This is a genomic window from Haloarcula sp. H-hyl6 (assembly GCF_056934455.1).
Genome location: NZ_JBRIIK010000005.1, coordinates 235,857 through 262,185 on the forward strand (window position 1 = coordinate 235,857; position 26,329 = coordinate 262,185).

At 58.8% G+C, this 26,329-nt stretch carries 25 protein-coding genes and 1 pseudogene; 5 read left to right on the forward strand and 21 right to left on the reverse strand.

All coding sequences use genetic code 11. From position 1 onward, the window contains the following. Nucleotides 1-93 precede the first annotated feature (93 nt). Both Hhyl6_RS23440 and Hhyl6_RS23445 read right to left on the reverse strand, forming a co-directional pair. Nucleotides 94-981, reverse strand: a complete 888-nt coding sequence (locus tag Hhyl6_RS23440) for a biosurfactant protein 1 (RefSeq protein ID WP_483741612.1) — start codon at nt 979-981, stop codon at nt 94-96. Between the two features lie 100 nt (nt 982-1,081). After that, complete coding sequence (locus Hhyl6_RS23445; protein WP_483741613.1) at nt 1,082-2,008, reverse strand: transcription initiation factor IIB; 927 nt, start codon at nt 2,006-2,008, stop codon at nt 1,082-1,084. Between the two features lie 223 nt (nt 2,009-2,231). Here Hhyl6_RS23445 and Hhyl6_RS23450 point away from each other — a divergent pair, with 223 nt between their 5' ends. The 3 genes from Hhyl6_RS23450 to Hhyl6_RS23460 are packed head-to-tail and all read left to right on the forward strand — an operon-like array spanning nt 2,232 to nt 5,201. Next, entirely contained in the window at nt 2,232-2,933 is a 702-nt protein-coding gene (locus Hhyl6_RS23450; protein ID WP_483741614.1) for a hypothetical protein, read from the forward strand. Then, on the forward strand, nt 2,926-3,894 hold the full coding sequence (locus tag Hhyl6_RS23455) for a PD-(D/E)XK nuclease domain-containing protein (protein WP_483741615.1): 969 nt from the start codon (nt 2,926-2,928) through the stop codon (nt 3,892-3,894). Before Hhyl6_RS23450 ends, Hhyl6_RS23455 begins: the two co-directional genes overlap by 8 nt. Nucleotides 3,895-3,896: 2 nt before the next feature. Further along, nucleotides 3,897-5,201, forward strand: a complete 1,305-nt coding sequence (locus tag Hhyl6_RS23460; RefSeq protein WP_483741616.1) for a helix-hairpin-helix domain-containing protein — start codon at nt 3,897-3,899, stop codon at nt 5,199-5,201. Nucleotides 5,202-5,415: 214 nt separating this feature from the next. On the opposite strand, the gene Hhyl6_RS23465 is transcribed toward Hhyl6_RS23460, so the two are convergent. Next, on the reverse strand, nt 5,416-6,282 hold the full coding sequence (locus Hhyl6_RS23465; protein ID WP_483741665.1) for a DNA-binding protein: 867 nt from the start codon (nt 6,280-6,282) through the stop codon (nt 5,416-5,418). Nucleotides 6,283-6,974: 692 nt separating this feature from the next. Between Hhyl6_RS23465 and Hhyl6_RS23470 the strand changes: the two genes are divergently transcribed. After that, a complete protein-coding gene (locus Hhyl6_RS23470) occupies nt 6,975-7,805 on the forward strand; it encodes an IS5 family transposase (RefSeq protein WP_483739087.1) in 831 nt (276 codons plus the stop codon). Nucleotides 7,806-7,944: 139 nt separating this feature from the next. Here Hhyl6_RS23470 and Hhyl6_RS23475 read toward each other — a convergent pair whose 3' ends face one another. The 18 genes from Hhyl6_RS23475 to Hhyl6_RS23560 all read right to left on the reverse strand — a co-directional run bounded on the left by Hhyl6_RS23475 (nt 7,945) and on the right by Hhyl6_RS23560 (nt 25,842). Continuing rightward, nucleotides 7,945-8,271: a DUF8158 family protein gene (locus Hhyl6_RS23475; RefSeq protein WP_483741617.1), complete on the reverse strand. Its 327-nt coding sequence runs from the start codon at nt 8,269-8,271 to the stop codon at nt 7,945-7,947. Between the two features lie 8 nt (nt 8,272-8,279). Further along, complete coding sequence (locus Hhyl6_RS23480; RefSeq protein WP_483741666.1) at nt 8,280-8,636, reverse strand: DUF8105 family protein; 357 nt, start codon at nt 8,634-8,636, stop codon at nt 8,280-8,282. Between the two features lie 99 nt (nt 8,637-8,735). Then, nucleotides 8,736-9,203, reverse strand: coding sequence for a hypothetical protein (locus Hhyl6_RS23485; protein ID WP_483741618.1), 468 nt, complete (start codon nt 9,201-9,203; stop codon nt 8,736-8,738). Beyond that, the gene (locus Hhyl6_RS23490; protein WP_483741619.1) at nt 9,200-9,532 is read right to left on the reverse strand and encodes a ribbon-helix-helix domain-containing protein; all 333 of its coding nucleotides are present in this window, start codon (nt 9,530-9,532) and stop codon (nt 9,200-9,202) included. Before Hhyl6_RS23490 ends, Hhyl6_RS23485 begins: the two co-directional genes overlap by 4 nt. An 82-nt stretch (nt 9,533-9,614) precedes the next feature. Then, on the reverse strand, nt 9,615-9,950 hold the full coding sequence (locus Hhyl6_RS23495) for a DUF7558 family protein (protein ID WP_483741620.1): 336 nt from the start codon (nt 9,948-9,950) through the stop codon (nt 9,615-9,617). Next, complete coding sequence (locus Hhyl6_RS23500) at nt 9,950-10,240, reverse strand: DUF8069 family protein (RefSeq protein WP_483741621.1); 291 nt, start codon at nt 10,238-10,240, stop codon at nt 9,950-9,952. The genes Hhyl6_RS23495 and Hhyl6_RS23500 overlap by 1 nt, the downstream gene beginning before the upstream one ends. 230 nt (nt 10,241-10,470) lie before the next feature. Next, nucleotides 10,471-10,959, reverse strand: a complete 489-nt coding sequence (locus Hhyl6_RS23505; protein ID WP_483741622.1) for a hypothetical protein — start codon at nt 10,957-10,959, stop codon at nt 10,471-10,473. Between the two features lie 360 nt (nt 10,960-11,319). Next, nucleotides 11,320-12,582 (reverse strand): phage NrS-1 polymerase family protein, encoded by a 1,263-nt coding sequence (locus Hhyl6_RS23510; protein ID WP_483741623.1) that lies wholly within the window; start codon nt 12,580-12,582, stop codon nt 11,320-11,322. Nucleotides 12,583-12,933: 351 nt separating this feature from the next. Continuing rightward, nucleotides 12,934-17,253 (reverse strand): type IV secretory system conjugative DNA transfer family protein, encoded by a 4,320-nt coding sequence (locus tag Hhyl6_RS23515; protein ID WP_483741624.1) that lies wholly within the window; start codon nt 17,251-17,253, stop codon nt 12,934-12,936. Beyond that, a complete protein-coding gene (locus Hhyl6_RS23520) occupies nt 17,246-19,453 on the reverse strand; it encodes a VirB4 family type IV secretion system protein (protein ID WP_483741625.1) in 2,208 nt (735 codons plus the stop codon). Before Hhyl6_RS23520 ends, Hhyl6_RS23515 begins: the two co-directional genes overlap by 8 nt. Further along, the gene (locus tag Hhyl6_RS23525; RefSeq protein WP_483741626.1) at nt 19,446-20,567 is read right to left on the reverse strand and encodes a TraC-like domain-containing protein; all 1,122 of its coding nucleotides are present in this window, start codon (nt 20,565-20,567) and stop codon (nt 19,446-19,448) included. The genes Hhyl6_RS23520 and Hhyl6_RS23525 overlap by 8 nt, the downstream gene beginning before the upstream one ends. 2 nt (nt 20,568-20,569) lie before the next feature. Further along, nucleotides 20,570-21,685 (reverse strand): TrbL/VirB6 family protein, encoded by a 1,116-nt coding sequence (locus tag Hhyl6_RS23530; protein WP_483741627.1) that lies wholly within the window; start codon nt 21,683-21,685, stop codon nt 20,570-20,572. Nucleotides 21,686-21,687: 2 nt separating this feature from the next. Next, entirely contained in the window at nt 21,688-22,524 is an 837-nt protein-coding gene (locus Hhyl6_RS23535; RefSeq protein ID WP_483741628.1) for a hypothetical protein, read from the reverse strand. 3 nt (nt 22,525-22,527) lie between these two features. Continuing rightward, nucleotides 22,528-24,264, reverse strand: a complete 1,737-nt coding sequence (locus Hhyl6_RS23540) for a DUF8186 domain-containing protein (protein WP_483741629.1) — start codon at nt 24,262-24,264, stop codon at nt 22,528-22,530. Nucleotides 24,265-24,293: 29 nt separating this feature from the next. Next, on the reverse strand, nt 24,294-24,716 hold the full coding sequence (locus Hhyl6_RS23545) for a DUF7985 family protein (protein WP_483741630.1): 423 nt from the start codon (nt 24,714-24,716) through the stop codon (nt 24,294-24,296). A gap of 6 nt (nt 24,717-24,722) precedes the next feature. Then, nucleotides 24,723-24,971 (reverse strand): hypothetical protein, encoded by a 249-nt coding sequence (locus tag Hhyl6_RS23550; RefSeq protein ID WP_095637961.1) that lies wholly within the window; start codon nt 24,969-24,971, stop codon nt 24,723-24,725. Between the two features lie 206 nt (nt 24,972-25,177). Next, on the reverse strand, nt 25,178-25,360 hold the full coding sequence (gene xseB, locus Hhyl6_RS23555; protein ID WP_483741631.1) for an exodeoxyribonuclease VII small subunit: 183 nt from the start codon (nt 25,358-25,360) through the stop codon (nt 25,178-25,180). A 2-nt stretch (nt 25,361-25,362) separates the two neighbouring features. Next, entirely contained in the window at nt 25,363-25,842 is a 480-nt protein-coding gene (locus tag Hhyl6_RS23560; RefSeq protein WP_483741632.1) for an exodeoxyribonuclease VII large subunit, read from the reverse strand. On the opposite strand from Hhyl6_RS23560, the pseudogene Hhyl6_RS23565 reads away from it, so the two are divergent. After that, a pseudogene (locus tag Hhyl6_RS23565) lies at nt 25,777-26,319 on the forward strand (Cdc6/Cdc18 family protein); the annotation flags it as partial. The gene Hhyl6_RS23560 and the pseudogene Hhyl6_RS23565 overlap by 66 nt on opposite strands. Nucleotides 26,320-26,329 lie beyond the last annotated feature (10 nt).

Consider the following 26,329-nt stretch of genomic DNA (forward strand, 5'->3'; position numbering starts at 1 on the left):
CAGTGGGGAGTCCGGGAGTGATCACGAACTGGCCTCCAGTTAACCAACAGAACGAATCGACATCAGGGTTCGTTGGTTAAACTGATACCGTCTCTATTGACCGCCTTCGGGTTCGGGCCCATAGCGAGGTGTCCCGCACCGCTGACACTCCCACATGGGCTGCCCGGTCCACTCGTCATCGGGGACAGCCTCGAATTCGCGGAATCGATGCTTAGTCTCCCCATCACATTCCCGACACTCGAGGTGAGTTCTGTTTGGGCGCTCGCGTCGTGGCTGGTCGGTATCGGTTTTGTCAACGGATTCCTGGAGCGCAATCGCTGACACCAGCCAGAGGTCGTCGTCTGCATCCTCACGGAGGCTTGCAAGACCCTCTTCGGTTCGAACCGCGCTCCCGGTTTCGTCGTAGAGAAACGTCGCGTGCTCGCCGTCGTGACGGGACTGCGTCGTCTCTGTCGGCGATGTCTTGTTGCGAGCGGACACTAGCAGCTGATTACCACATTCAGACGTGACCCGTGTCGCCGAGGGGAGCGAGGGCCACTGGTCGACAAGCTGTGGGGCCGGTTCCTCGTCGAGATCATAGATTAGCTTGCAGTCATCGACTACTGGGTCATCATCTGCCTTCGCGAGGAGGGTGGCCGCAGCAGATCCCTTCCCGACGGCGCCGTAGAACGTCGACGCCTCAACGACTATGTGGATGATATGGAGGAGGGTTCGTTCGGCATTCGATGTGTCCTGGTCGTCGGCTGCTTCGAGATGGTTCGTGAGACAGAGCCGGCACTTCGACTGGCCAGCGGGGATCGACGCTCCACAGCAATCACACTCGGTCTCATCTACTGTCGGGTCGTCTGGATAGCCCGCGTCGACGCCACCAGAGCGTTGCCGCCGGGGCTCGCCACTACTACTGGCGAGTTGACCGTCGGGAACGTGGGTCGCTTCGCCGAGCGGTCGGAGGGCTTCGTAGTCGGCGTACTGGTCGGTCATAGAGTGATCTGGCCGTATCATGCTTCGTCTTCGGGTTTAAATAATGGCTCTCACATCAATCAGCCTACAGACATACAACCGAAAATCAGCAGTGTGGGCGTTAGACAGCCAGTTCGTCCAGCGCGTCGCGGTGGGTCCGCACGGTGACCACCGAGACGTTCGCAACGTCAGCGACGTCCGACTGGGTGAGCCATCGTCCGTCTTCGCGTCCGGCCTTGTACAGACAGGCTGCGGCGAACCCAGATGGTCGAACCCCCGTGGTTGCTCCGGTCGATTCGGATGCTTCCGCCAACTGCCGAGCCCGCTGCCGGATCTGATCGGAGACGCCGAGCTCCGAGGCCAACCGCGGAACGAACGCACTGGGCGTCACGGGTTGGGCTGGTAGGCCGAGTTCCGTATTCAGCGTCGTGTATGCGTTCGTCACCCGCGATTGCTCGACGCGCGCTGAATCGGTGATGTCGACGAGCGTTCGCGGCCGCCCGTTACACCGACACGCGCCGTAGACGCTCGCGGCGGCCATCGCCTCGATCGACCGGCCCTGGAGGAGGTCCTCGTTCTGAGCGCTGCGGAAGAGCCGGCAGGCCTGGTCACGGATCGCCTCGGATAGTTCGAGCACACTACTGATCCGGCGGACTTCACTAAGCCCGTGTGCGAGGTTGCGTTCGGCTTTCGACTGAAACCGCCCACGGGTTTGTTCACGCCGCATTCGGAACAGCCGGCGTCGCTTCAGTCCTGAGAGTTCGTTCCCGTTCGCATCGATCCCGCGGCCGATTTCCGTCGACAACCCTCGATCGTGCCGCGCCGCCGTCAACGGAGCGCCCGTGCGCTCCCGTTCGTCTTCGTCGAACCTTCGCCACTCCGGCCCGTGATCGATGCGCTGTTCGTCGATGACCAGGCCACAGTCCTCGCAGACGGTCTCGACCGCGTTCGTGGTGACCCGGCCGTCGCACTCGGGGCATTGGTTCGCACTCGACTCCGTTCGGACGTCTTCGTCGAAGCCAGTTTCGTAGATGTCTCTGGTTGCCATCGTTCTCACCGTGTTCAGGGAACCCGCCAGTACGGCGAGCCCCTCACCCATTGAGGGGAAAATAGACTCTACATGACTGGAGCCACTCTTTATATGGAGGATAGGTTTATTTCCCTTCTTTTCGGAAGTAGAGAGCTCTGTGAGTTTGAAGTACTTTAAATACCACTTACAGTAGTTTTTTGTGACAAGGCATATTCATGAGTAACAATATAAGGGCCTGATTGTGATCACACAGTCTCCATTCAACGCCAACCTAGCGATACTGGAACCCGGAAAAGAGAATCATCAAGAAGCACTTGAAGGGATAAAGAGTCTTCAGTTTACAGAAAACCGCTCTTACGGCTTCAATATTTCCGAAACAGGCGATATGGCGATTGGTGGACACCTGGTAGAAAAAACCCCTGTCAAAAGGGAAACATTCGATGAATCTACACACCAAGTGGTAGACCAGGAGGTGGAGCAAACCATTCTGATCCCCTTCCAGCTTGACTTCGATATCGGTCTACTCTCTATATTCTCCGATCAAAGTGACACTAGTAAGCTGATATCCAGAATCGGCGAGGCAAGTGATTTCAGCTTTCCAATTACCGAAACGCAGCTTCCAATAGATAGATTGTACGCCCATCTACAGGACACGGGGTGGTCTATTGACGTTTCGAGTTTACGAATTCAGAATTTTGAGGCAGAGAGTGGGATGTCTGGGACTTATACAATCAAGGATGTAGGAGATATGCGCATTCGTGCATTGATAGACTCTCACAGCAGTGACATCACTATTTTAAGAGCAAACATCAAGACGCAGTCACAAGAGGCCACTTTCGGTTTCTTCCAAAGTGGTACAGTCCGACTATACTCTAGCCTGGAGTCGGAGGACCCGTTGTGGACTGAGGTAAAGAAGGTAACTCGGGAGGCATACGATGGCTGAAGAAGAGCGCAACTCTGGCGACAGGGCCGAAAAGCGGCTTATCGCCCTGCTGAAAGAATTTAATTGGGACTATATTGGCGGTGGAAGAGACATCGACTGTGAGTCTCGAAAACACGAGAAAAACGAACACGGTATTGACGGGTATATGGCCTATAGGGACCCGTACCTCTCAGATGAGAGGGGCGTCATTGTAGAATCTAAATCTAAACAGTGGAGCAGCTGGGGTCCTAGCTCGCTTCAGAAGGACGCAAAACAGGCTAGAACCGCTTTAGAGTGTTCAACAAGATCTGAGGATTTTGAGGAGAAGCTAAACAACTACCAGAGTCGGAGGAGAGATACAGCCATTCTTGGTGCCTACACCAATGACGACGATTACGACCATGAGACTTTCCAAGCCTATGTAGAGAGTTGTAAGGTCAAGAGGGGCGGAGGGCCCAACCATATCCTCATCCTCGGCAATAGAGAACTTGATCGTCTCGCCAGTATACAGAGGAAATACAGGGAGATTGAGGAAGAGCACACCAGTGGTGACAACATTATCGAAGGAGATCTCAACTTCTACTACCCGTCACTTCAGGAGCCAAAGGCTGCTCCTGAACGACGGAACACAATGTCGTTTGAGTACCTGTTTTCCGACTTTGTCTATGCAAAGCTTCAGAAGACTGAAATGAACGATCGGGATGCTGAAACGAAAGATATCAGTATTGTATTCAATTCTGCGGGAACTAATAAAAACAGTCTTGAGTTCTTGTACTACTCGCTGCGCGACAACGAACTACTCGACGCCGACGAAATCTGGATCTACACCTATATGCAGTCCGGAGAGGAGGAAGACGAACTCTATGAAGCGGCAATCGATACGCTGGAGGAACGTATCCTTCCGCCAGAGAAGCGGTTCGAGTTCAACCAGCTACCGCAGGTTGATTTCAAATCATACGCGGATGACCTGAGCGAGGACTAATTATGGACGAGTACCCCAGCGACCAAGACTACAAAGCCATCGTCGAGGAAAAGTATGGACGCAACAAGGCGCAGACCTTCTTCCGCAAACACTCTAATGTACTAGTACACTCCGGCGAAACAGAGGACTTGGCTAACCTTACACGCCGGATGTTCCTGGGATACGCTCGGACGACTTCGCTGAAAAAAGACGTACTGGAGAAGGACAAGAGAAAGAAAGCCACCGCATTCATTTTTGAGAGCGAAGCAGATGAAGAGGCTCTCATAGAAGACTTGGAGACGAACATGGGGAGGGGATACCAGTATAACGAGAACAAAGATCTGGAGGTACAAAGTGTGGCCAAGACAGACGATGGCTTTGATATCAACCTGCAGTACGAGGACCGAAACCCATCTCGACGTCCTCTCCAAAGCCAACAGAGCCGTTCTGTCACCGTTTCCCTCACACAGACGGACGAAGACGGGGTGTGGCAAGGGACTCAAGAATATCGCTACTCGGACGAGTTCAACGCTGCCAGCGATTTCTTCAATGATTGGGAGTCAAAGAGACTCAGCGAGAGAAAACCGGGAATCAAGAGAGTCAATTTCAATTTGGAGACTATCCCTGCAGAAGACAGCGTTGAGATGTTCAATAAGTTCCTCCGGGATACACCTGGAGAATGGAGATTTGAGCAGGTCCTTGAACTCGGTATCAAGCAAAGCGGAGAAGTCGGTGAGATACTTGAGGAAGAGGAAGATGCAGAATTTGAGGACGAGGAAGAGATCGAGGAAGAACTAGACGAAGAACTTAGAGGTATTACTGATGCTGTGTTCAAGGGGACTAGTCTTAGAGAGAACCGGTTTGTGCAGGATTGCTTGGATAGCGGCTTCTACTTCAACTCCGTCAGGGCTCTATTCGATGACCTAGATTCGACAGACTCGATGGAGCTTGAGCTCAAGTTCAAACAACGACCAAAGACCACCTTCGACATCTCCATCGTAGAAGAGTATGAGCGACGTGATGACGGCTATGAATCTGGAAGCCTTGGGCCAGATAAAAGAGAGAAGACGAGAGAAGCGTTCAGAAGCTCCATTATCGATCTGTACGGCGAATACACTGACAGAACCGCTCTGATTCAGGATCAATATGGGGAAGAGCTAACCGAATTCAACGGAATCACTGAGAATAATATCGATCAGCTCCACGACCTCGGTATTGAAACGCCTCAAGATCTCTACGATGCTGACCCTCAGACCTTGGTCGATGAAGTGGAGGGAATTGGTGAGACGAGAGCCGAAGACTTTACAGGAGAATCAGTATCGAACTAATTCTAATAGCGGCGCCAATCTAAGCCTAAGCCTTCTCAGGTTCCAAAACCTAGGCTAGCAGCCTTGTGTGTCTTTCCCCCACCTTTAGTATAAATTGTCCGACCGGCTTTCAAGGTCGTGGCTGCGCGCGCAGCGAAGCGAGCACGGAGCGGAGGGTGGGGCGGCGGGGTCCGGGTCGGTCCGGCACACACCAAAAAAGAAACACCGCGCTCGCCTACTCTTCCCACCACCGACCGCGCTCTGGGAATTCGATCCTGCTCCAGCCCGTGATGGCGAGACTGCACCGGGCTTGGTACCAATTTTTCTTGACCGCTCTGAACCTGACCGTCTGCCCTTCCCGAACTATCGTTTTCCCACTCTTCTCCCAGACCGTGAATTTCGTTTGTCCGCTCTCGTCCTCGATCAGCCCGACTTGTTGTATATTTGAACTTGAGGGAGTCCAAAGCTCAGTGATTTCACCCTGGACCGTCACCTCACCGACTGGGACGTCCGGCACATCCGCGATGGGCACGATTGCACCGGGGACCGCCTTCTGCTCCTCCAACGTCTCCAGCACTGCCTTCGTCACGTCCTCTCCGCGCTGCACCTTCTCGGCCAGCTGCTTCGCGACGACTGCTCTCGACCAGCCGCCCTTCACCTCGTCGCTAATCCGCATCGCCTGCTTGTTCACCGCCGCGAGTTCCTCCTGCGTCACCTTCTCTCGGGGGTCCGTGCGCTCTACCGATTCCGGCTCGTCACGGCCACACTGCTCGACGACGACCTCTCGCGTCCGCTTCGCGCGTCCCTCTTGCTGACTGAGTTCCGCCTGGGCACTGATGTGCTCCAGCTCGGCCTCCCGTGCCTCGATGCGCTCTTCCTGTTCGAGGGTCTTCCCGAACAGGTGATCCGGCCCTTCCTCGACCCGCGCGTCCGGATGGTTGGAATCGACTTTCGCCTGCACTTCCATGTCGACCGTCGCCCGGAACTCCGGGGTCTTGTCGACGACCTCGAATCCGTCCTCGTCGACCTCGACTTCATCGTGTTTCTCGAAAGCCTGTTCATCGACCGAAACTACATTACTGGTGGCGTTGTTACTTGACATTGGTCTCACGTAGACCTGAAGGCGCTCACGCGCCCGACACCGCGATGCCTCAAACATCGCGGATTTCCTCGACGACAACGACCGACAGACTCGTCTGCGCGCTCTCGCTCGCGCCTTCGTGAGCGCCCCCTGGGGCGCGAGCGAGAGCGCCAAAGGAAGGTCACCCAACCAGCACCGCGCGCCGACCCGCCCGGAGCGAGCGGCCAGCTTTAAGCCGTTTCTCGCGTCCGGCCCGGACTGCGGGTTTGTGTCCAGGGCGACGGTCGTGAGCACGGCGAGTCGTGGGGTGACTCGCCGCGCGGAACGGCCCAAAGCGCTGGAACGCGAAAGCCCGCGAGGGGCGCAACCGAAAACGCGCTTAATGCTGGCGTCGAGACCATATTCACTTTAGCCCGGAACGCCGAGCTTGCTCGGCGCAGCCCGGAATGGTCGGTCGCGAGCGAAGCGAGGCGTGACCGCAGGGAGCGCCTCGACGCGAACGGCGAACGGAGTGAGCCGTGAGCAAGCGGAGGGCGGCAGCGGCGAGCGGGGCGGGCCGTTACGTACACACCTGTCTAGCCGGCCACGTTGCTCGGCCAGCCAGCCACCGTCCTGGTGGACTCAGAAAGGGCGAGGGGCTGTGTTGAATCACTAGACGGCGTCGGGATAGGTCGCTAAATCAAAGGAGTTGAAGCGGGACGATTCGGTTGTCCATGACACAAATCTCCCGCTTCACTGGTGAGATTGTGCCGATTGCTCAAGTTGTTACCGGTGATGGAGACGAATCCGCCGCCCCGGAAGGTGGCGGCGGATTCGCCGACTATGCTCTCGTTTCCCTGCATTGTCTGCGGATTTACCTGGATGCGTCCTACCGAATGACGATCGACCTGCTCAAAGAGATGCCACAAATAACCGGGGAGATCGGCCTTGAAGCGGCCGATCTCCCCTCTCCATCCACGTTGTGTAAGGCGTTCGACCGGATCAGTATGAGCGTTTGTCGAGTGTTGCTGCGCCAGTCGGCGCAGCTACACGACCCATCGAAACACGCCGCTATCGACGCTACATTCTACGAACGCTCAGCTGCGAGCCGCCACTACTGCCAGCGAATCAGCTACCGCGTACAGAAGCTGAAGGTCACGAAACTCGTCGACACAGACTCTCAAGCCATTCTTGACGTACACTGTTCAACAACTCGGGAAGGAAGCGACGCAGATCTCGCTGAGCAGATCGCCCGCCGGAACGCGGGCGATCTGCGGTCTCTAGCGGCCGACAAAGGCTATGACAAGCAAGCGCTCCGCGAAGCACTGCGTGAACTCGGCATCAGACCGCTCATCAAGCACCGTATCTTCGCTCCCTACGACCACGCTCACAACGCTAGAATCGACAAACGACGCTACAATCAGCGCTCTATGACAGAAACTGTGAACTCGGCTGTGAAGCGCTCGCTCGGCTTCGCCGTGCGAGCGCGTTCCTGGTTCCGTGAGTTCAGAGAAATCGCTCTGATGTGTGTCGTCTATAACATCAAGCGTGCCGTGAAACAGTGAATCCCACTGCCTTATGGCGATTCAACACAGCCGGGCGAGGCCGTCTCGGACGTCCCCCGACCCCGCAAGCACCGAGTGTAACGAGGAGCGCAGCGTGGGTCGCGGGATGCCGAGCGGCCGAGGGCTTTCAGGCGGATGCTTAGCTATTTGTTTCCGCGTTTAGTTCTCGCAAGAACCAGCCAGCCGTCGTGCCGATCCGAACACCATCGAAATTGCGCATATCGAGGTTGACCGTGGCTGTCCGAAACGGATAGTGCTCAACGAGGACGCGATGGATGACCGTTCTGACCGCATCTGCACCATATTGATCGACCACAGCAGCCATGGCCTCGTCGAAATGTGCGTTGTGGTCCTCACGCGGTTCCCGTGCTCGATCAAGGACGAGTGTGATCACGTCGTCGACCGATGCGTGGGCTGGATTCTCCGTCCGTTCTCGAACGTCGTAGAGCGCCTCGGTCTCGGTCATGGGAGTACCTATCCACTGTCGACGTTGTCAGTTGAGTCGGCCCCAGCAGTCTTGAGACGACGCTGACGGCGAACCCCAGCGAGGGCGTCTTCGAGCGTCGTGAGGTCGTCAATCGCCGTAGCCTCGTTCATAATGTCGTCGAGAAGCGCGGCTCGCTCGACAGCGTGGGTGTCTCCCTCGGTTGTCTCGACCGAGTCGATGGACACCGACCGCTCCTCACTCCAGCCACACGCCCAGCAATTTCGGGCGACGACGATCTGCTCATCTTCGTCAGCAGCAAGCAGTGCATCCGCCACTGATGCCGAGAGCGGGTGGTTTGGCCCCACTTCCATCGTGACAGGGCCGCCACACGCAGGGCACTCCATATCGATACCGAATACCGCCATCGCTTTCAATATATGGCGTCCGAGTCATACAATCACATGGTCGCCGAGGAGGCGCTGCCGTAGCGAGATTGGACGCCGTCAGGAAACGTGTTCGATGGTGATTTCAGGAAGTGAGTGCGCTGCTGGCTCCAGCTCGGCGAAGGCTTCGTCGTTTGTGAGAATAGTCGGTTCGTGATCACGGTGCTCAAACGCCAGCACGAGGATTGGAACGTCCTTCGGCTGGATCTCACAGACGCGGGCGAGCGTCTGCACGGTAGGAGCTGATCGCTGTTCTCGCAGGAGTGCGTCGCTCACATCGCGACTCGACGGCGCCTCGATGAGCCCTGTCATTCGCGTAAGTCGCGTCAGAAACCTCGTTTTGACGGTATCCCGATCCGCCGCAGAGAGACTCTGTGTCCGGTCGAATGCGGCCAGCGCTTCTTGGACCATGTACGCGTTGATAGCAGACGTTGTTTCACCGCGGTCGATTTCAGCAAGCAATTCAGCGGCCTGCTCGTTGGTTCGCAGCGTCCCGAAGACCCACAGATTCGTATCGAGGATCTTCACGCGTCAGACCCGTACACCTGCTCGGACGTCTCCTTCCGTGCCTCTTCGACGGCCTGTTCGAGGTCGTCCGCATCGACTTTCTCCCCGAGTGCCGCGAGCTCTGCGTCGATATCGCTATCCGACTGGCGGCTCTGTTCTGCCTGCGCCAGCAGCTGCTCTAGCCGAAGCGCGGCGATCGCCGTGTCGTTATTGAGTTCTCGGAGCTGGGACCGACATGCCTCCTTGATGAACTCGCTCTTATTCGTGTAGATCCCCGTTTCATCGAGGAATCGCTCGATTTCGGTGTCGAGTTCGACCGGGAACTTGACGCTGACACTCGCGTATTTCATGGTAGTACCATCGTGCTACAAATATTTAAATGACGGGCTCAGCCCTTGTTCCGGGGGTGACGTACGGATATCGCTCTCCTCTTTATTTGCTGACCTCTTGGACAAGATGCTCCTCGAGGTCGCGCGTCCAGTACGTTGCAAGTCCGCCGGGACTACATCGCTCGCAAAATTGCAGCGGCCCCTCGAGATGGCCGAGTTCCACACGGAAGCGCGTGAGTGCCGCGAGGGCGTCGACGACCAGTCCGCACCCGTCGCAGGCGTGGTGATCGCGCTCATCGGGATCCGGCCGCGTCAGGATGGCGCAGTTGACACAGATTGGGTGCGTCACCCGTTCATCTTTCCCCCACGTATGCGCCTCGCCCCTCTCTGCCCCGGGCGGTGTATCGCAGAACGCACACCCGGAGAGCGTCTGCTGCATCAGTTGTCCTCCGCGTCGACGTCGGTGGCGGCCTGCCAGCCACGATGGAACACGCCGAGCTGGGTGATCGACTCGAAGGGCGTGCTACTGGGCTCGTGGACGAGCACGCGCTGGTCAGGGATCGGCGTCACCACATCGTCCTTGACGAGTTCGCCAACGAGACGGCGGGCAGTCGTCTCGTCGATGTCCGCCGTCGCGACCCGGGACGCATCCCGGTCCTGTGCAACGAGTTCGGTTTCGAGCCGGTCGTAGTCGCCTGTCGTGTCGTCGAGGATATCGGGTCCAGTCATGGAAGCTCACGCTCTGGACGCGCTTAGAGCGCGCCTCGCCCCTTTGCGGGCGCGAACGACGACCACGGACAGTCAGCTCGCCCGGCCGTTTGCGCCCTGCTCTTCCTGGGCACGTACGCCGAAACCGTCTCTTTCCTGCTGATGGGCTAGCTCTCCACCGTCGATAACCCCCTGCGTATTCCGGTGGATTGCAAGAGTCGATAGCGAGGAAGCTCTCTTCCTTCGGGCTATTAGAGTGCGATCACGAGCCCGGTCACGAGTGTAACGAGTCCGAGTGCCAGCCACGTCGTCCGCGCTGCGAGACGCCGCCAGAATCGCCTCCCCAGCTGGCGGAGTTGATCACGGAGGGCTGCCCGCCGTTCCGTGTCGAGGACCGCGACTTCATCGTAGTAGTCGCGGCGATCTGCGGGAAGCGTCCGGAGTGTCGTCTGGCACTCGCTGCAGGTGTATTCGAACTCTGCCCGGACGTGCTGGCGGCGGAAATCTTGTTCACCGCCCTCGTCGTAGCCTGTAACCTCGTACACGAGGAGTTTCGAGACGAAGCGACGGGCTCCGCACTCCGGACATTGGTTCATTCTGAGCGTTGACGTTCCATCCTCGCTGCTTGCATCGTCTGACCACGACGGCTGCGAATCTGTGTCCTCGGTCTCTCTCGATGGACTCGTGTGGTTTTCTGACGGCGATGCACTCGCTGCCTCGGAGTTACTGAACGTAGACATGGATTCACCTGTGACTGCACTCAGCTGACACCGGGCTGGACACCACGGTGACTCTCGTGGTGGTGCCCATCGCGCTGAGCGCCGTCACCCTTGGTCGGCGCAATAAACGCTACTCCGGAGGAATTGTCTACTCGTACATAGTTCTGCGATCCACTCTTCGGCCTCGTCGAGACCGAGTCGCAGGGCATCACGATGGTCAACCGGCAGGAGTCATCGTCACCGGGCGTCGGGAGCGGTGGGTGGGGGATGGAGCACGATATAACGAGCGCGTTGGGTAATCCGCCTCCGTTCACGGAACCAGTGCTCTGGAAGTAGTTCCCTCAGACAGGGATGATTGTCCTGACGTTTCAGTCCCCGCTGCTACTCAGACCGACCACCGAAGAATCGACTCAACAAAGAGGCTGGCTCTGGGTCATCACCGGTCTCGTCCCTTGTACCGGAGTCTTCCTTGTGGGATTGCGCAGTCTCTTGGTCACGGGCCGCGAGTTCGTCGGTGAGTCGCTCAATTTCTGCTTCGAGGGTCTCGATCCGCTCAGTCTTCTGTTCGAGTGTTGCTTCGAGCTCGTCGACGCGCTCGCTCAACAAGCGGTTTTTCTCCGCCAGATACGCACGACTCCGGTCTGCCTCGTCAGGCGTACCGCCAGCAGTAACCCCGCCAGGTGCGTCGTGGGAATCTGCGGCGTCGTCGCCGGCGTCCGGGTCGTAGAACTCCGACGTGGTCGCAATCGCTCGCTCGATGGTCTTCTCGCCGTACGTCGACCCGTCAGCGTAGTGGACCTCGTCCCACTTCTCCCGTATCAATCCCGACTGGCGGAACAGTTGATCCATCTGCGTCTGGTCGCCGCCAGTCCAGAACGCTAGCAGACAACACAGCGCCATGTCGGCCTCGGACTGACTGTCGTAGCCGACCGTATTCCCGTTCCAGAGCCGCTCGAACTTCTCGCCGTTCGATGCGTTTCGCGCTTTCTCGAGGAGGTCCTCGTCTTCGAGGTCGACGTCAACGTCGACAGCATCGGTCGTCGGTGACCGGTCGTCAGCGTCACCACGCTGTTCGGACTCGGGTGCAGTGTCACACTCGGCCTCCTGGACGTACTCACGATGAATCGCTGTGAGCGCGTCCTGCCGGCGTGCAATGCGCGTTGGTGTCCGCTCGACGTGGTCGCCAGTGACGGTGAAAAAGCGTGCCGTGTCGTACAGTTCGACGCTTCCGCGCCGGTTCCGCCCGTCGGGGAGTGCGCCAGTGATCAGGACGTGATAGCCGGTACCGGACGGAGATACCTCCGTGTAGGAGTCGAGTCGCTCGATGATGTCCAGCGCTGCGTCGTCGACGTCGCCGGTTTCTGGGTCGCGGCAGTCGTCCATATCGACGCCGACGATGGGATCGTCGTCGGTAAACACGAACCCGACGCCATCGGCGTGTGCCGTCTCGGTGTAGTCGAGTGCGGCCTCGAAACTCGCCCAGGTCGCCGATTCCGTTGCTGACGCGAACCCCCCATCCCCCGGCGTTACCGGAATTTTCGTCGGCTTGCCGTCTCGCTCTGCTTCCCGCCAGCACACCCATTGGTCGCGTTCGCGTAACGTCTCCGGAATTGCCTCCGGCTCGTTGACGATAGGTTCACACATCCTCACATAGCACCTCGCATGGCTCTCACTGGCTCTGAGCCAGCACAGACTTCACGCTGCTGTACGTCTCGATCCAATCCCTTGGTCCCAACGGGGACCCCCCGTTCTATTCTAGTTGGTTGTTGGGTGGAACACTCACTATGGCTGGTTGCAAACCGCTGGACGTGAGCGTGTTCCACCCATTCCGCCAAGCTCGTTGGTGTTCCACCCATTGAGGATTTGGGTGGAACATGCCGCCGTCGGGTGATATCCGACCTTCGAGTTTGATTGGATGAGGTCATGATTCAGCTTGGGTGGAACAGGTCTCAAGAAGTCCCGATGATATCGGGAATTGGACCATGTACGTCCATTTCATGACTCAGGTTCCTCTTTAGATCGGATGCGGACACCAGTGTAATGCGGGACGGGCTCCCCGTCGATTCGCTTCTTCGTGGAGTCTACCTCGATGTGGGTGTTGAGCTTCCGTGTGAACCAACTCTTATTCAGCGGATCGTCGATGCCGTGTGCCTCTGCCCAGTCGTTGTAGAGGCCGAATACCTCATCTTTCGGCACGGCTTCATCTGCGTCTTCGATAAGATAGTCGTCAACGAACGATTCGAACGACGGTGGCGATTGGTCTTCCTGCTTCTCTTCGACCGGCTCATCGGCCTGGTCGGTCTGACTCCGTGGTTCGTCAGCGGCCGCTGATTCGGGCGATACCGGACGGATCGACCCGTCAGTGATTGTCGAGAGTGGCCGCTTCTCACCGTCTTCATACACAACCGATTCCGCCTCATCGTGAAGGATGACGATGCCGTACGTCGAACGTGTGTAGTCTGGGATGGGGAGTTCGGATTCGGGGACGAATGGCTTCTTGACACGCACCCAGTCATCCTCGAACGCCGATTTCGTCTCGTAGATGTGTTGCTCACCATGCTCATAAACGACGTACTCGTCGGCAGCGTGATCGTAGCTGTAGATAGCTGGAACACGATCTTTCGAGAGTGTTCCAAGCGATGGGAGGCGGATGTGTTCCGTCCCGCTGGCATCGCGAAGGACAATCTCGTCGTCATCACGCTGCCAGATGTTCTGGGTCCCGTTCTCGTCGTCGGTCGCCGGTCGCACGGCCGTCACTCCACCTTCTTCGGTCGCTCCACCGTTGAACATGAGATTCGAGTCAGTCGTGTAGAACCGCGTCTCACCATTTTGGAGGGTGCGAACGGGTGGCGTGAGAATGCCGTCGACACGCTCGGCCCACTCCGTTTCATCGTTTCCTGGCCGAACGACAAACAGCGGGATATCCCCTGCCTCTTGGGCTTTCCGGAGATTCGTGAGTACCTTTGCGGGGTTCTCGGGTGTCGTCGTTTCGACTTCGATGGCGAATCGGTCGGCAACGTCGGGGTGGCTCGCCCTCGCGTCAGGTTTCTCGCTACCATCCTGTGCGAGGATCGAGACGGTGAAGCCGAGTGCGGTGAGCTCTTCTTCGATCTGGAGGAGTGCTGCGTCGTGGGCACTCCCACCAGCGGCCTGCACGCCACCAGTATCAGGCATCGCGATCTCTTCTCCGGCGTCAGTGAGCCGGATGCGGAGCTCGTCGGCGTCGATATCGACGGTCGTATCGAGGTATCGTGATCGTTCTCGGATGTCCGCGAGTGCATCATACGACGGCGGCTCGGCGTCGACGTCGTCGAAGAGCCGTCTGAGTTCGTCGTCAACTGCTTCGACAGCCACCCAGCCGTTCTCTTCACGGCAGCCTTCTCGGAGCTGCAGACCCCGAACTACCTTCGAAATCGCGACGTCCAGGTCGTCGCTCGCGATATCGAGGACCTCATGTACGTCGGCAGGTGTTTTTGTTGTTGAGGCGTCTGTTGCAGCCGGCACACCGTGTCTGTCACTGATGTGCTCGTGCATCGAGGAGAGTGTCTCAGTGAACTGCTCCTCTTCACGCTCAGTGAGCGGGGATTCACTCTCGGGGTGGCCCGGTGGAATCGGGAGTGGTTCGAGACTGAACGGATACGGCCCTGTTTCACCGAACGTCGGGCTTGGCAGGCTGGCGATCCACTCTCCGCGCGGCAACGAACGGATCCGATTGGCGAAATCCGCAGGGTCCATTTCTTCGTGGGCCATCGCTCGCGCCAGTTCCCGGTCGACGTTGATTTTCCCGATGAGCGAACTGCCGATGTTGTTCAGAGCGTTCAGGTAGATTTTCCGTCCGCCTTCAGCCTCCATCTGTTCGGGGAACTGCATCGACAGGCCAACAGAGAGGCGAAAGCCCCGCCCCTTCTCGAGGAGATCGTTCATGATGTCGGAGACCACGACGGATGCTGCCTCGTCGACGAGCAAGTTCACGACGTAGTCGTCCGAGTGCTGGGAGAGCGCCTGTTTGCGATCTTTGAGGGCTGCATCGAGATTGGTCAGGATCACACCGGTCATAATCCGGGCGGCGTCGTCGCGGAGGTCTCCGAGGTCGAAGAGGATGACCGTATCTTCGTCGAGGACATCCCGGAAGTCGAACTGGTTCTCGGTATTATTGAAGATCTGGCGCAGGTGCGTATCTTGCGAGATGTAGGCGAGGCGGTTTCCGACACCGCCCATCACGTTCGCGAAGGTGTTCGGATCTAACTGGATCTGCCGTCGAATTGTCCGGGTGACTTCCTCGTCGCTCGACCGTGGGGCGTCGGCGATGTTCTCGTTCGGTGGCCCGGCCTCCCAGAGCTGGTCGACGATATGTTCGAGCTGTCGGTGGGCAAAGTAGTCCGTCGACGCTCGGTACAGCCCGTTTTCACGGCCGTATTCCTCGTCGAACAAGGCCTTGATGAGTGTCTTGATGAGAGTCGGGGCCACAGTCGCCCGCTCGTAGCGGTCGGTTCCCATCACGAGCTTCAAAATCTCTTCGTAGTGGTCGGCCTTCCGTTGGACGGCGTCTTCGCGGCGTCGTCCGCTCTCCATCGACGGTTCGAGATCGAAAAACGAGAACCCGGGGAGGACGTCCGGGATCGGGAAGTGGACGACGTTCTCTTCGAGGTCGGTCATTCCGAACCGACGCGCGTGAGCCCGCATATAATTCTGGGCCATATCGTCGTTTTTCGGGATGATGAGGATCGTCGGCCCCTCGGTGTTGTCGTACAGCGACAGCAGGTCGTTGATGAGGGCTTTCGACTTCCCGGAGCCGGTTGTTCCGAACCGGCCGTAATGAGTGGGTAGCAGTCCGGGTGGAATGTGTGTCGGCGCGTCTTCGGCCTCGCCAGTGTCGTCGAGGGCATGCCCGATTGCCATCCCGTCTCGGAACTCACTCATGAGGTCCTGGTGCGGACGGGGCAACGGATTCCGACTCTGCTGTTCCGCACGCGTCCCCCGTGCCCCCTCGACAGTAAGCTGTTCCGAGGAGGGGACGAGGACGAAGTGCGCGAGTTCTCGACCACTCAGGACGAACTCCGATCGGGTTTTTCCACGGCCAGTCGTGATCTCACGTTCCAAGAGCCGCTGCAGCGCTGCTCGTGCATTCCGTTCTTTCGTGGCTTCCCGGAAGCCGCTGTCGCGCAACCGTTCGGCCTCCACCTCATAGTATGGCCCGTCAAGCGGGTCGAATACCGGGACCAGTGATTGCATTCGTTCATCGAGATCATCGCGACCGTCACTACCGGATGGAATCCCGATTGCTCGGATGTTCGCGGTGAACGACCGCTTCGGATTTGTCGCCTCGATTGCCGCAACACGTTTTGCAACCGCGTCGCTCAGCTGGTTTCTATCGCGACTCTCCGGTTGATCATCGAGTTCGAAAAGGGAGCCAAGAATCTCTTGTGCGAGTGTGTCCCGTCCGTCGATGATGTCTTCTTTGCGAAGGTCGGCATCGGACTGCCAGCTCTCGAGTCGTTGGAAGACGACTTGGAACGCTACTGGTGCTGTCGCCTCCATCAGGTGGTCGACGAGCGACGCGAGCGCACCTCCTTGCTGATCGACGGCTGGGAGTTCCGCTTCGTCGTCGGCAGTAAATGGCGAGAGTGAGGTCATCCAGTCTTGCTTCCGAGTCGCCGACCCTTGCCACCGCACGCCGAGTGGGGAGACGGATTCGGTCGCTGGCCGGGCGAGTATCGACCCGTCCGATGTTACCGTTGGTTTGGCAAGTGTCGTGAGTGGATCATCCTCGGGAATCGCATCTGGTGGGGCGAGTTCGAGGGCAGTCTCGCCGATCTCGATGATGTGGTCGGGAGGCTGGTCGCCGACCGTTCCCCCATCCGCGACTGATTCGGCGTCCGCTGGCCCCGCTTGACTGTTGTCGTCAGTGCCACACTCGTATTGCTCGTCAGGGCCGAACTCGTACGTGAGTTCGCCTGACTCATAGTGCTCGACGAATGTCTCGCGGTCGAATTCGACAGGCTGTACGAGTCGGGATGCGATGTCGACCTCAGTACGCTCGATATCGAATGTCTCGGGATAGATCGACCGGAGCCGTTTCTCAAGAGTATCTAGATGGTCGTCGGCACCGTAGTAGAATTCGACGGGGTCATCTTTCCCCTCGCTGAGCGCGAGGAATTCGAAGCGTAGCGGTGTGTCGCTATGTAGCGGATTGAGTTTGTCAGCTAGCCCTGCCGAGTCCGTTGATGTCAGTTTGTGGAGGCTCTCCAGTGCCTGCGGCAGACGCTCCGGAGTGAGGCGTTCGGAGGTTGGCGTCACGCGAAGGTATTCACGCATCGTCGCCACCTCCCGCTGCGCCACCATCAGTCTCTGCTGGCGTCTGCTCAGGTTGGCGTTGTCCGTTGTCGGTCGCTCGGCTTTCAATATCGTCTTGGAACGCCTGCACCTCCGCGTCCACAGCATTCTCACCAGTTCCGGGGAGTGAGTCTCGCCGTTGCTCGGTTGGCTCGAAGTCGATGACCTGCTTCTCCTTGGGCATCGCTTTGACCTGGATCCCACGCCATTCGCCGTCGACGCCCACGAGGGCCTCGGAGAAGCCGGCGTCCTCGTTGCCGGGGACGGCGTCTTGGACGAACCGCATCTGGGCGTAGTTCAGCCCGAACTCCTCGGCCCACTCATCATCCATCCCGTCGAGGCGGTGGAACTGCTTGACCGCACACTGGTCCAGGATGGCCTCAGATTCGGCGTGCTCGAAGAACTCGTCGACGGTCTGGGTGACCAGCCGAATCGAGAGGTCGTGATGGCGGTGGTGCCGGAACACCGTCTCGAGGAACGCCAGACTCGCGGCATCCTGCATAATGTAGCGGGCTTCGTCGATGTAGAACACGACCTCCTTGTCTGAGACTTTCGCCCGCTCGTACACCAGCGAGATCAGCAACTGCATCGTCAGTGCCGTGCTGCTGTCGACGCTGCCCTCCTGCTGAGCGAGGTCGAGGTAGATGACCTTCTCGTCCCGAATGTCGAAGTCGGACTCCTGGCCGAGGTTGGCGTGGCGACCGTCGTCCTCGAAGGGGCGGAGCTGATCGAGCAGCCACGTCGCGTCCTCTTTGATCTTCCCTGCCTCTTCGTCGGATCGAACGACGAACTCCTCAGGGTCGTCGACCATGTCCTCGAAGACGTCCATCATCTCGCGGATGGTCGGACTCGGATTGCTGTGCGTCGAGATGTCGTCGGTGATTCCGTTGCGTTGGTAGGCACGTTTGAGGGCGAGTTCGAGCGTGGTGCGCCGGTCTCCCAGTGAGATACCACGGAGGGCAAAGAAGTTCGTGAGGAAGCTCATCGCGTCGTCGAGCTTCTCGTTGAACGGACTCGCGTCCTCGCCCATCGCTCGCTGGACGTGCTCCGGCGTCTCCCGGATCTCCAGCGGATTCAGCCCGAGCGTCCCGCCGACAGTGATTCGTTTGGCGTCGAGGGCCTCCGAGACACCGGCCCAGTTGTTCAGCGGTTCGAGGATGATGCCGATACGGTTCTTGCTCTGCTCGATGGAGCGGATGAAGTTCTGCTTCGAGCTGAACGATTTCCCTGATCCGGTATCGCCCACGGTGAACATCGCGTACCCGTTGTCCCGGGCGAAGGGGTCGATGACCACGGGGCTTTGATTGTCTTTGTGAATCCCGAACTCGACGCCGCCCTCCTCGAGAATCGTCGCGTTGTGCGGCGAGGAGAGTAACGCGCCGACGGCGCCGCCGAGCGCGATCGACGTCCGGCCGAACTCGTTGTCGCCGATGGGTGCGGCGGACTGGAGAGCGAGATCCTGCCGACAGATAGCCGTCTTCGGCGTGAGGTTCGCCGGGTCGTCGCGGAGCGCGCTCTTGACCGTCTGGACGGCATCTCTGAGTTCGTCTTTCTCGTCGGCTCTAACCGTGATGAACATCCCCTGGTCGAAGACGTTCGCGCCGTTCTCGACGGCCTTGTACGTCGCTGCGGCCTCGTTGGCGCGCTCTTGGAGATACGCGCTCCGGATACTCTGTTCGAGGTCAGCATCGACCTGGAGGTCGTCCGCGATGTCTTGCAGTTCGTTCCGGGCCCGCTCCTGATTTTTCGGCGTGATGTGGGCCGTCAGATCGAACTGGACGTCGGTCATCTCGAAGAGGTCACTCAGATATCCGTCGTTGGGGTAGTCGGCATAGTTAGCGATGTACAGAGTCGTCGTCCACTGCTCGCCGACCCGTGCGGCTCGCGTTTCCCACTCGACAGCTCCGGGCGCGGTGACGGTCTTGTGCGACTCGGCGATGTCGTCGAGGAGCTTGCGTTCGGCCTCGCCTTCTTCGAGTGTCTCCTCGTCGAGGATATCGGTGAAGTCCACGTCTGGTTCATCATCCGCAGTGAAGCGGTCCCAGAGGTACTTACTGCCGACGCCAAGGCTGAGACCCACTGCAAGGGCAAGTACTGCACTCTCTGCTGGCGTCAGATTCTGGAGCCACCCGGCGACGGAGCCAAGCGCGCCACCACCAGTCTGGAGGATCACGTTACGCATCGTGTGGGTCCTCCCGGCGCGAGTGGCCGATGATCGATTGGTCGCGAACGACACGTTCTGCCTCGTCGTAGTCGTGTTCGCGGCCGTTCCAAAAGTCCATATTCAGAACGAACAGCTCGACCGTGCTGAGTCGACGTGCGGACCACCCCGACGCCTGCTGGATGAACTCGGATCGCACGTCGTTGACGCGACTGTCGAGCTTCTCGAACATCTGCGCACGACGTTCGACGTCGGTAAGGTCCTCGCGGCGGGTGACGAACGGGTTGAACAGGAAGCCGATGGCCGGGAACTGGGTCAGCTTCTCTGCGGGGGTGCCCTCGTCGCGGAAGCGGTCGTAGACCTCTATCGGGCTAACTTCAACGCCGATGTAGTACCGGACCTGCTGGATGCCCCGGTCACGCATCTCCTTCGGCCGTGTCTCCCGGTACTCTTCGAGGAGTTCCCGGAAGATCGGGTTCTCCGTAACGTCTTCGTCAGTGAGGCGCTCCTCGATGGTCTCGGTGATCTGCTCGACCGGGAAGGAACGGGTTGTGGCGTGGAGTTTGAGCTTCGAGTCCAGTTCTTTGTTGGCGAACTCTTCTCCGGCGTCCTGGAGCTGCGCCCAGTCGTCGGACATCGCGAAGTCCATGTTGGCCGGATCGATCTCGATGAATGCCTCCATCGAGCCGTCTTCACGCTGGATAGCACCAGCGCCCGGCCACGCTCGCTTGATGTTGGTGAGATCCTGCGTTCGCTCGTCCGGCTTGAACGGCGTGTAGTTCGCGAGTCCGCCCTCGTTGCGCTCTGACTCGTTGGTACTCGTGTCGGCGTTGGCGGGCGCACTGAACGTGACCTGAGGCCGTTTGAGGTACCGATAGACGTCTTTGGTCCACGTCCAGGCGTTCAGGTGGGTTGGTGAGACGTAGATGACGGCAACGCCAAAGCCAAGCCCGCCAGCAACGAACGGGAGGGCAAGCGACTCGATCCCGGTGAGGCCAGCGATAAACAGCCCAATAATGGGGAAGGCGATGAGCATGCCGACGTCCCCTTCCTCGATATTGAGATACGGGATGCGGCTCTCCTCGCCGAACTGATCCATGATGCGCCGTGCGGCCGCGTCTTGATCTGCTGACATTGTTAGTGGATTCCTCGATCAAACTCCCTCTCACTGTCGTCACTCGCCGATTCCGCTGTCGCTCCACTAGGGTCATTCTCTGTTCGACGGTACGATGGCGTGCTGTCATTGTTTCCTCCATGCCCACCGCGGGCAGCCGCTTTTTGGGCGACGGCGTGGCCAGCGGCGGCTTTCGGCCCCCACCGAGCGGCGGTCGTCGCGACGCCGGAGCCAGCAAGGTACCCACCGGCGGCGACACCGCCAACGAGTGCTGCGCCTTTCGTTGCACCGCCGACGACTTTGGCCGTCAACGGCGTCGCGTATTTGAACGTCTTCCACGTGATGTAGAGAGCGACCAGCGGGAGGGACGCAGCGACGAGATATTTGAGGAACGCTGTTCCTGGTGTGAGCGTCCCACCGCCGTAGATTAGATCATAGCCCTTGAGAACCATCGCTGCTGGGAGCGGGAGGACAGCCAACGGGACAAACCGTTTGCAGAATCCCATCGCAATATCGGATACGACCGGAATGTTTCCGTAGGCCAGTGCAAATGCAATCGGCATTCCGTACAGGTAGACATAGAGCAGAATCATCCGGATGTAGAACAGCGCCTCCAGCGCCCACATAGAGATTCCACCAATCACGGCGAACAATAGCCCCAGCCCTGGATTTGTGATGGCTGCACCCAAGAACTGAAGCATTGCCGAGGCTACGGAGGAAAGCTCCGGCATCAGGGCGATAGTGAATCCGTCGACGAGGTAGAGCGCGAGAGTCCCAATCCAGTACCACGTGATAATCAGAAAGGCTCCAATCCAGGCCGTCTTCTTCGTTTTCCGGGCTTCGTAGGCTCCTCCAATATTGAAGATTCGAGCCGTGTGACGCCCTTGGACGCTCATCACGAGAAGCAAAAGAGCGACCAGCATGATTTCGCCGCCGATGAGAGCATCGTGAATCGCTGGCCAGGGTGCATTGGTTGGTTCACCGAAGACAAAAGCTCCGTTTGTCTCTGGAGTAGGTGTCCCGAACATTCCCTCAGTCAGAGTCTCATACCCCGATCTGAGGCCGTCCATGAACAGCCCAATGAACCAATCAACGACGCCCTTGATGCCCTCAAGGACGACGTCAATAAGATCAACCATCGTCAAGCCTCCGTGATCGTGACCTCACAGTCAGTCATCTCGTCAGACCCAGAATACTGGACATTGTAGGTACTTGTGACCCGATTGCCACTGACTTGAGTCTCGACGATAACCGTGAACTGCCCGCTGTTTCCATCTGGGGAACACCCCATTCCTTCCTCACTCTCTGAGCCGAACGGGAACGAATTACTGAACAGGTCGGCCGTCTCGCCAGGGGAGACTACTACCCGATCGGTTTCGTGCATTCCACTGCCTCTGGGGTTCTCAATTGGATTGGGAACGTCCCCGGAGAAGATTAGTTCAGTTATCGCTTCCGGACCACTCCCTGTGTTCTCTACCGTAACGAATGCCTCGCCATTCTTGATCCGGTCCGTCTCGCTCTCACCATAGACTTCGTCCCACGGCTTATCTGGATTATTCCGATAGAGTCCAACATCCTGTATCTGGATCTCTGGACGCAGTTCAGTCGTGGTCTCGACTACTGTCTCCTCGCCCTTCAGTGCGACAATCCGGTACTCACCGGGCGCATACGCGGTGCCGATCTCGAATGAGACCTGCTGAGCACCTGCAGCTACGTCACGTTTCCCGAATAGTTCGCCGTTCGGTTGGATGAGGTTGACCTGGTCGATGTCAGCCTCTTCGGAGAGTTCGACGACGAGTGTTGTTTCCTCGATAACGATACGCGTGAGTGGGCCGTTGCCATCTGGAGAAGTCGTCCCGTCACTAGGTGTTCCAGACCCGCCATTGTCGTTCAGACAGCCAGCGACGCTTATGAGGGCAGCACCTGCGACTGTTCGGAGGGCGGTTCGCCGACTGATGTGTGGGTGGTTTCTAGTCATGGACTATGGGTTCCGTTGGAAGATGTCTTCTGGACCGAGCATTCGGAGGAGCCGCTTGCCAGCGTAGAACATTACAATAAACGGGATGAGCTGCCAGCCAACCTCGAAAATGAACGCGAACCAACCGTCGATGGTGCCGAGCGGATGCCACCGAGCTGTTGCCGTCGCACTCACATACGCGGGGTCGTGCCCGAGCCACGAACCCGGATGGTACCGAGCCGTGTAGATACCCGGCTCGTCGATCGTCACGATCGCCACCCCGGAGGCGTTGGTCTCGACGCGTTGCTCCGCGACGGTGATGTACCCGTTGCGAGTGTTCCCACCGATTGGATATCGTCGGTCGGGATCATTGAGTACGATTGGTGCGCCGGTCTCGTTGTCCCGGAGTTCGATGCGGAGTGTGGCCTGACTTTCGTTCTGCTGGAGCACCTCAACAGTCAGATTACTGCGCCGGAGCTGCCGCTCAGAGCCAGCGTCAGGTGCCACAATCGAGGCGTTCACGCCCCGTACGATCCCCGCTACCTGGAGCGCGTCACGGTCGACGCTCTCGGCGCGAACTGCGACGCCGTACGTCGTCGTGTACGACTGGTTGACGATGTCGATGTTGATGTCCTCGCCGAGCGTGCCAACCGGAGACGGCCGGTCAGTGCCCCACGTGTTGATGATTTCGGGGCCATCGCCGACGGGTTCAGCCCTCGGACCGATTCGCGACGGGTATGCGTGGACGTACACGGGGATCGCGTCAGACTCGACGGTGGCGCTGTCGGTCCGGTTGGACCTGACGAGCGTATCCCAGTTGGTGTTCCGAGCGGTGTAGAACCGCCAGACGCCACGCACTCGTGCGCTTCCATTCTCCGTCAGCGTGTACCCCTGCCACGGTCGGGACTGGAAAATGGCCACACCAGCGTCACCATTGGGATACTCGGCATAGTAGGGATACGCCGAGAGGTCGTAGATCTCGACGGCAATCGAATCCGAGACGTTGAGCGACTCGGTACGATACGTGACCTCGACATCGGTCTCGTCGCCTCGGTCGATTCGCGTGGTCTTCTTCAGTCGGACGCTGATCTCGGCTTCAAACGTGAGGTTTGCACTCCAGTCATCCTCAGTCTGGTAGTCGAGGGCCGGCGTGTGCGAGCCGTCGCGCTCAACGATGGTTTCGCCGTCCTTCTGCAACCGAACCTCCTCAACCTCGTTGCTCGCGAGCGACCACTCGATCGTCGTGTTCCCCGAGGAGCTTCCGTTCGGGACGCGAACGCGATAGTCGACGAACCCCCGCATCGTGCCGTTCGGCGCGATATAGAGCGGCGTGTCACCTGACTCCAGGTGACCACGCGTCGACGGCTGCACTGCGAACACTGTGGCGTGGGCGTCCTCGATAAACACGCCATCTTCAAGCGACGCGTGGCGCGGATGCACGGACGTATCCGACCCACCGGCGTCGAGATCAACGAAATCGTTTCGCGTCCACGTTGCAGCTGTCGCCGGCGGGCGCGTGAACGTGATGTCCGTCCCGTTTGCGAGTTGGTGCATCGCGGTCCGGCTCTCGCCGTAGCGCTGCTGGTACTCCTCCTGACTGATGTAGTTATCCGCGTCGCGAGACCACAGCGTCGCTGATTCATTCTCAGTAAGCCCATTCCCCTCCGTGCTAGGCCGTGGCGGGCTTGCAGTAACGAGACCCGTGACTAGACTCGTCACGAACAGCGTGGCCATGAGCACGGAGAGCTCTCGGTGTTCCATAGGGGGCTTCCGACGGAGGTGGTAGTTGCCTACCAGGGGGCGAGGTTGACGCACTGCGCCAGCGGGAGATTCATCATCGAGCCGGCGACGGTGTAGAGTGGGCCGAGGGCGACGAGGACGACGGCGGACTTCATAGCCGAGCGTTTGTGCCGCTTGAGTCCCTTCTTTTGATCCGGCGTGATCGTGAACATCTCGATAAGGGAGTCAGCCTGCCACACGACTGCGAGGCCGACAATCCCCAGGGCCGTGGTGAGCTGGAAGAAGCCCTCGATCATGCTGGGGAGGTTGTCTGCACTACAGACGGCGTTCGTCTGTGCGGCGGCGGGTTCCACAGCGAACAGGCTCAGGACGACGACGATGAAGACAGCTTGCCTGGGAAGCCTACTCGATGCCGTGGACTGGCTGTCGGCGCGATTCGGGGCCGTCTCGGAGGGCGTATTGTCCTGTGACATAGCGGGTTACTCCTCTGCGTCGTCGACGAGTGCTTTCAGATCGGCGTAGCGGTTGGTCTCCTCGACGATTTCTTCTTTCGTGTAGCCCTGTTCGCGGGCCCGTTCGAAGAGATCTCGAAGCTCGTCAGGGTCGACGTCGCGAAGCTCCATCTCATCTCGGAGGGCGCGGCGGTAGAGGGCGGAACCGTTGATATGGCTGTTCCACGTCAGGTACAGATCATCGATGTCTTCGATGGTGACTGCCCGTGTGATCATATGTGCGGGGTGGGTATGCACCGGTTGAGCCCCGGTCCATGGTGGTGCGATAGCTAGAAGATCGGTATATGCTTTCTGGCCACCAACTGGTGCAAAATTCTAAAATAAACTATAACCGGAAAGCTCGTTCACCTTGCAAGAATACTATTAACCAACAATGGGGAGGTTAGCTGCCGTTGGATGTTGGTTAAGGTTGGTATGGTACTCTACTCGGGTTCCACGACGTTTCCACGCCCGTTATCGAGTATTTCTCGCACCTCGACCAAGAGCTCCTGACCTTCTTCGTGGAGCCCTGTACCTTCATCGAGGTCATACTCGTCCGAATCGAGCTGCTCAATGATTTCCTCGACACGGGTCAGCCGGTCGTGGATATCTTGGCCGTTTGCCACGCTCAGATTACCCCCAGCCACAATCCGGTAATGACCAGCAACAGCAGCACAGCAATGGCGACCTTATAATAGATCGGCGGGACTCCCTCAAGTGCGGTCGCCTCGTTGACTGCTTCGGCGAGTTCCTGTTCATGTTCGTGCTCCTGTTCAAAGGTTTCGTACGCGGCGTCGAGCTCTTGCTCCAGCGACTCGATTTCGCTGGCGAGGAACTCTTCGCGGGACTTGACGATGTACTCGCCGGCGGCCGTCGGCGTAATCGCGGCCATATCCGCTACTCGATCTGCGATTAGCCGGTCATCAGTGTGCCCAATTGCGGTGACGATCGGCATGTTCGCGGTGAAGATGGCCTCCGCTACCCGTTCCGTGTTGAACGCCTGGAGATTCGAGTCACTCCCGCCGCCGCGACCGACGATGATCGCGTCGACGACCTCCTCGTGAGCCGCCTGCGCTCCAGCGAGCACGTCCGGATGGACAAGTACCACGACGAGCAGCTGTACGACATCCTGAGTGCGCGGGCGAAGTGGGGGCTCGACGAGGACGTGATCACCGACGACCAGCTCTACCGGATCGCCGACGCGGCCGCCGGCGACGCCCGCCTCGCAATCGGCATCCTTCGAACGGCCGCGGGCAAGGCCGATCGCGAGAACCACGAGCGCATCACCGACGACGTCCTTCTGGATGCCGCCGAGGATGCCCGGGCGCAGATTAAGCAGAAGAGCCTCGATTCACTCACCCCCTATCAGCGGGTTGTCTACGACATCGTTCGCGAGCACGACCCGGTCGGGCCGAGCGAGATTCACGAGCGCTATACCGAGGACGTCGATGACCCACGGACGAAGCGGACTATCCGCACGTACCTCTCGAAGATGGCTCAGTACAACCTCCTCGAGGCGGAGGGGACGAGTCGGGATCGAGAGTACTCGCTCGTCGATTTGGCAGCTGCGTCGCCGATGCGGTGACCGTGACACC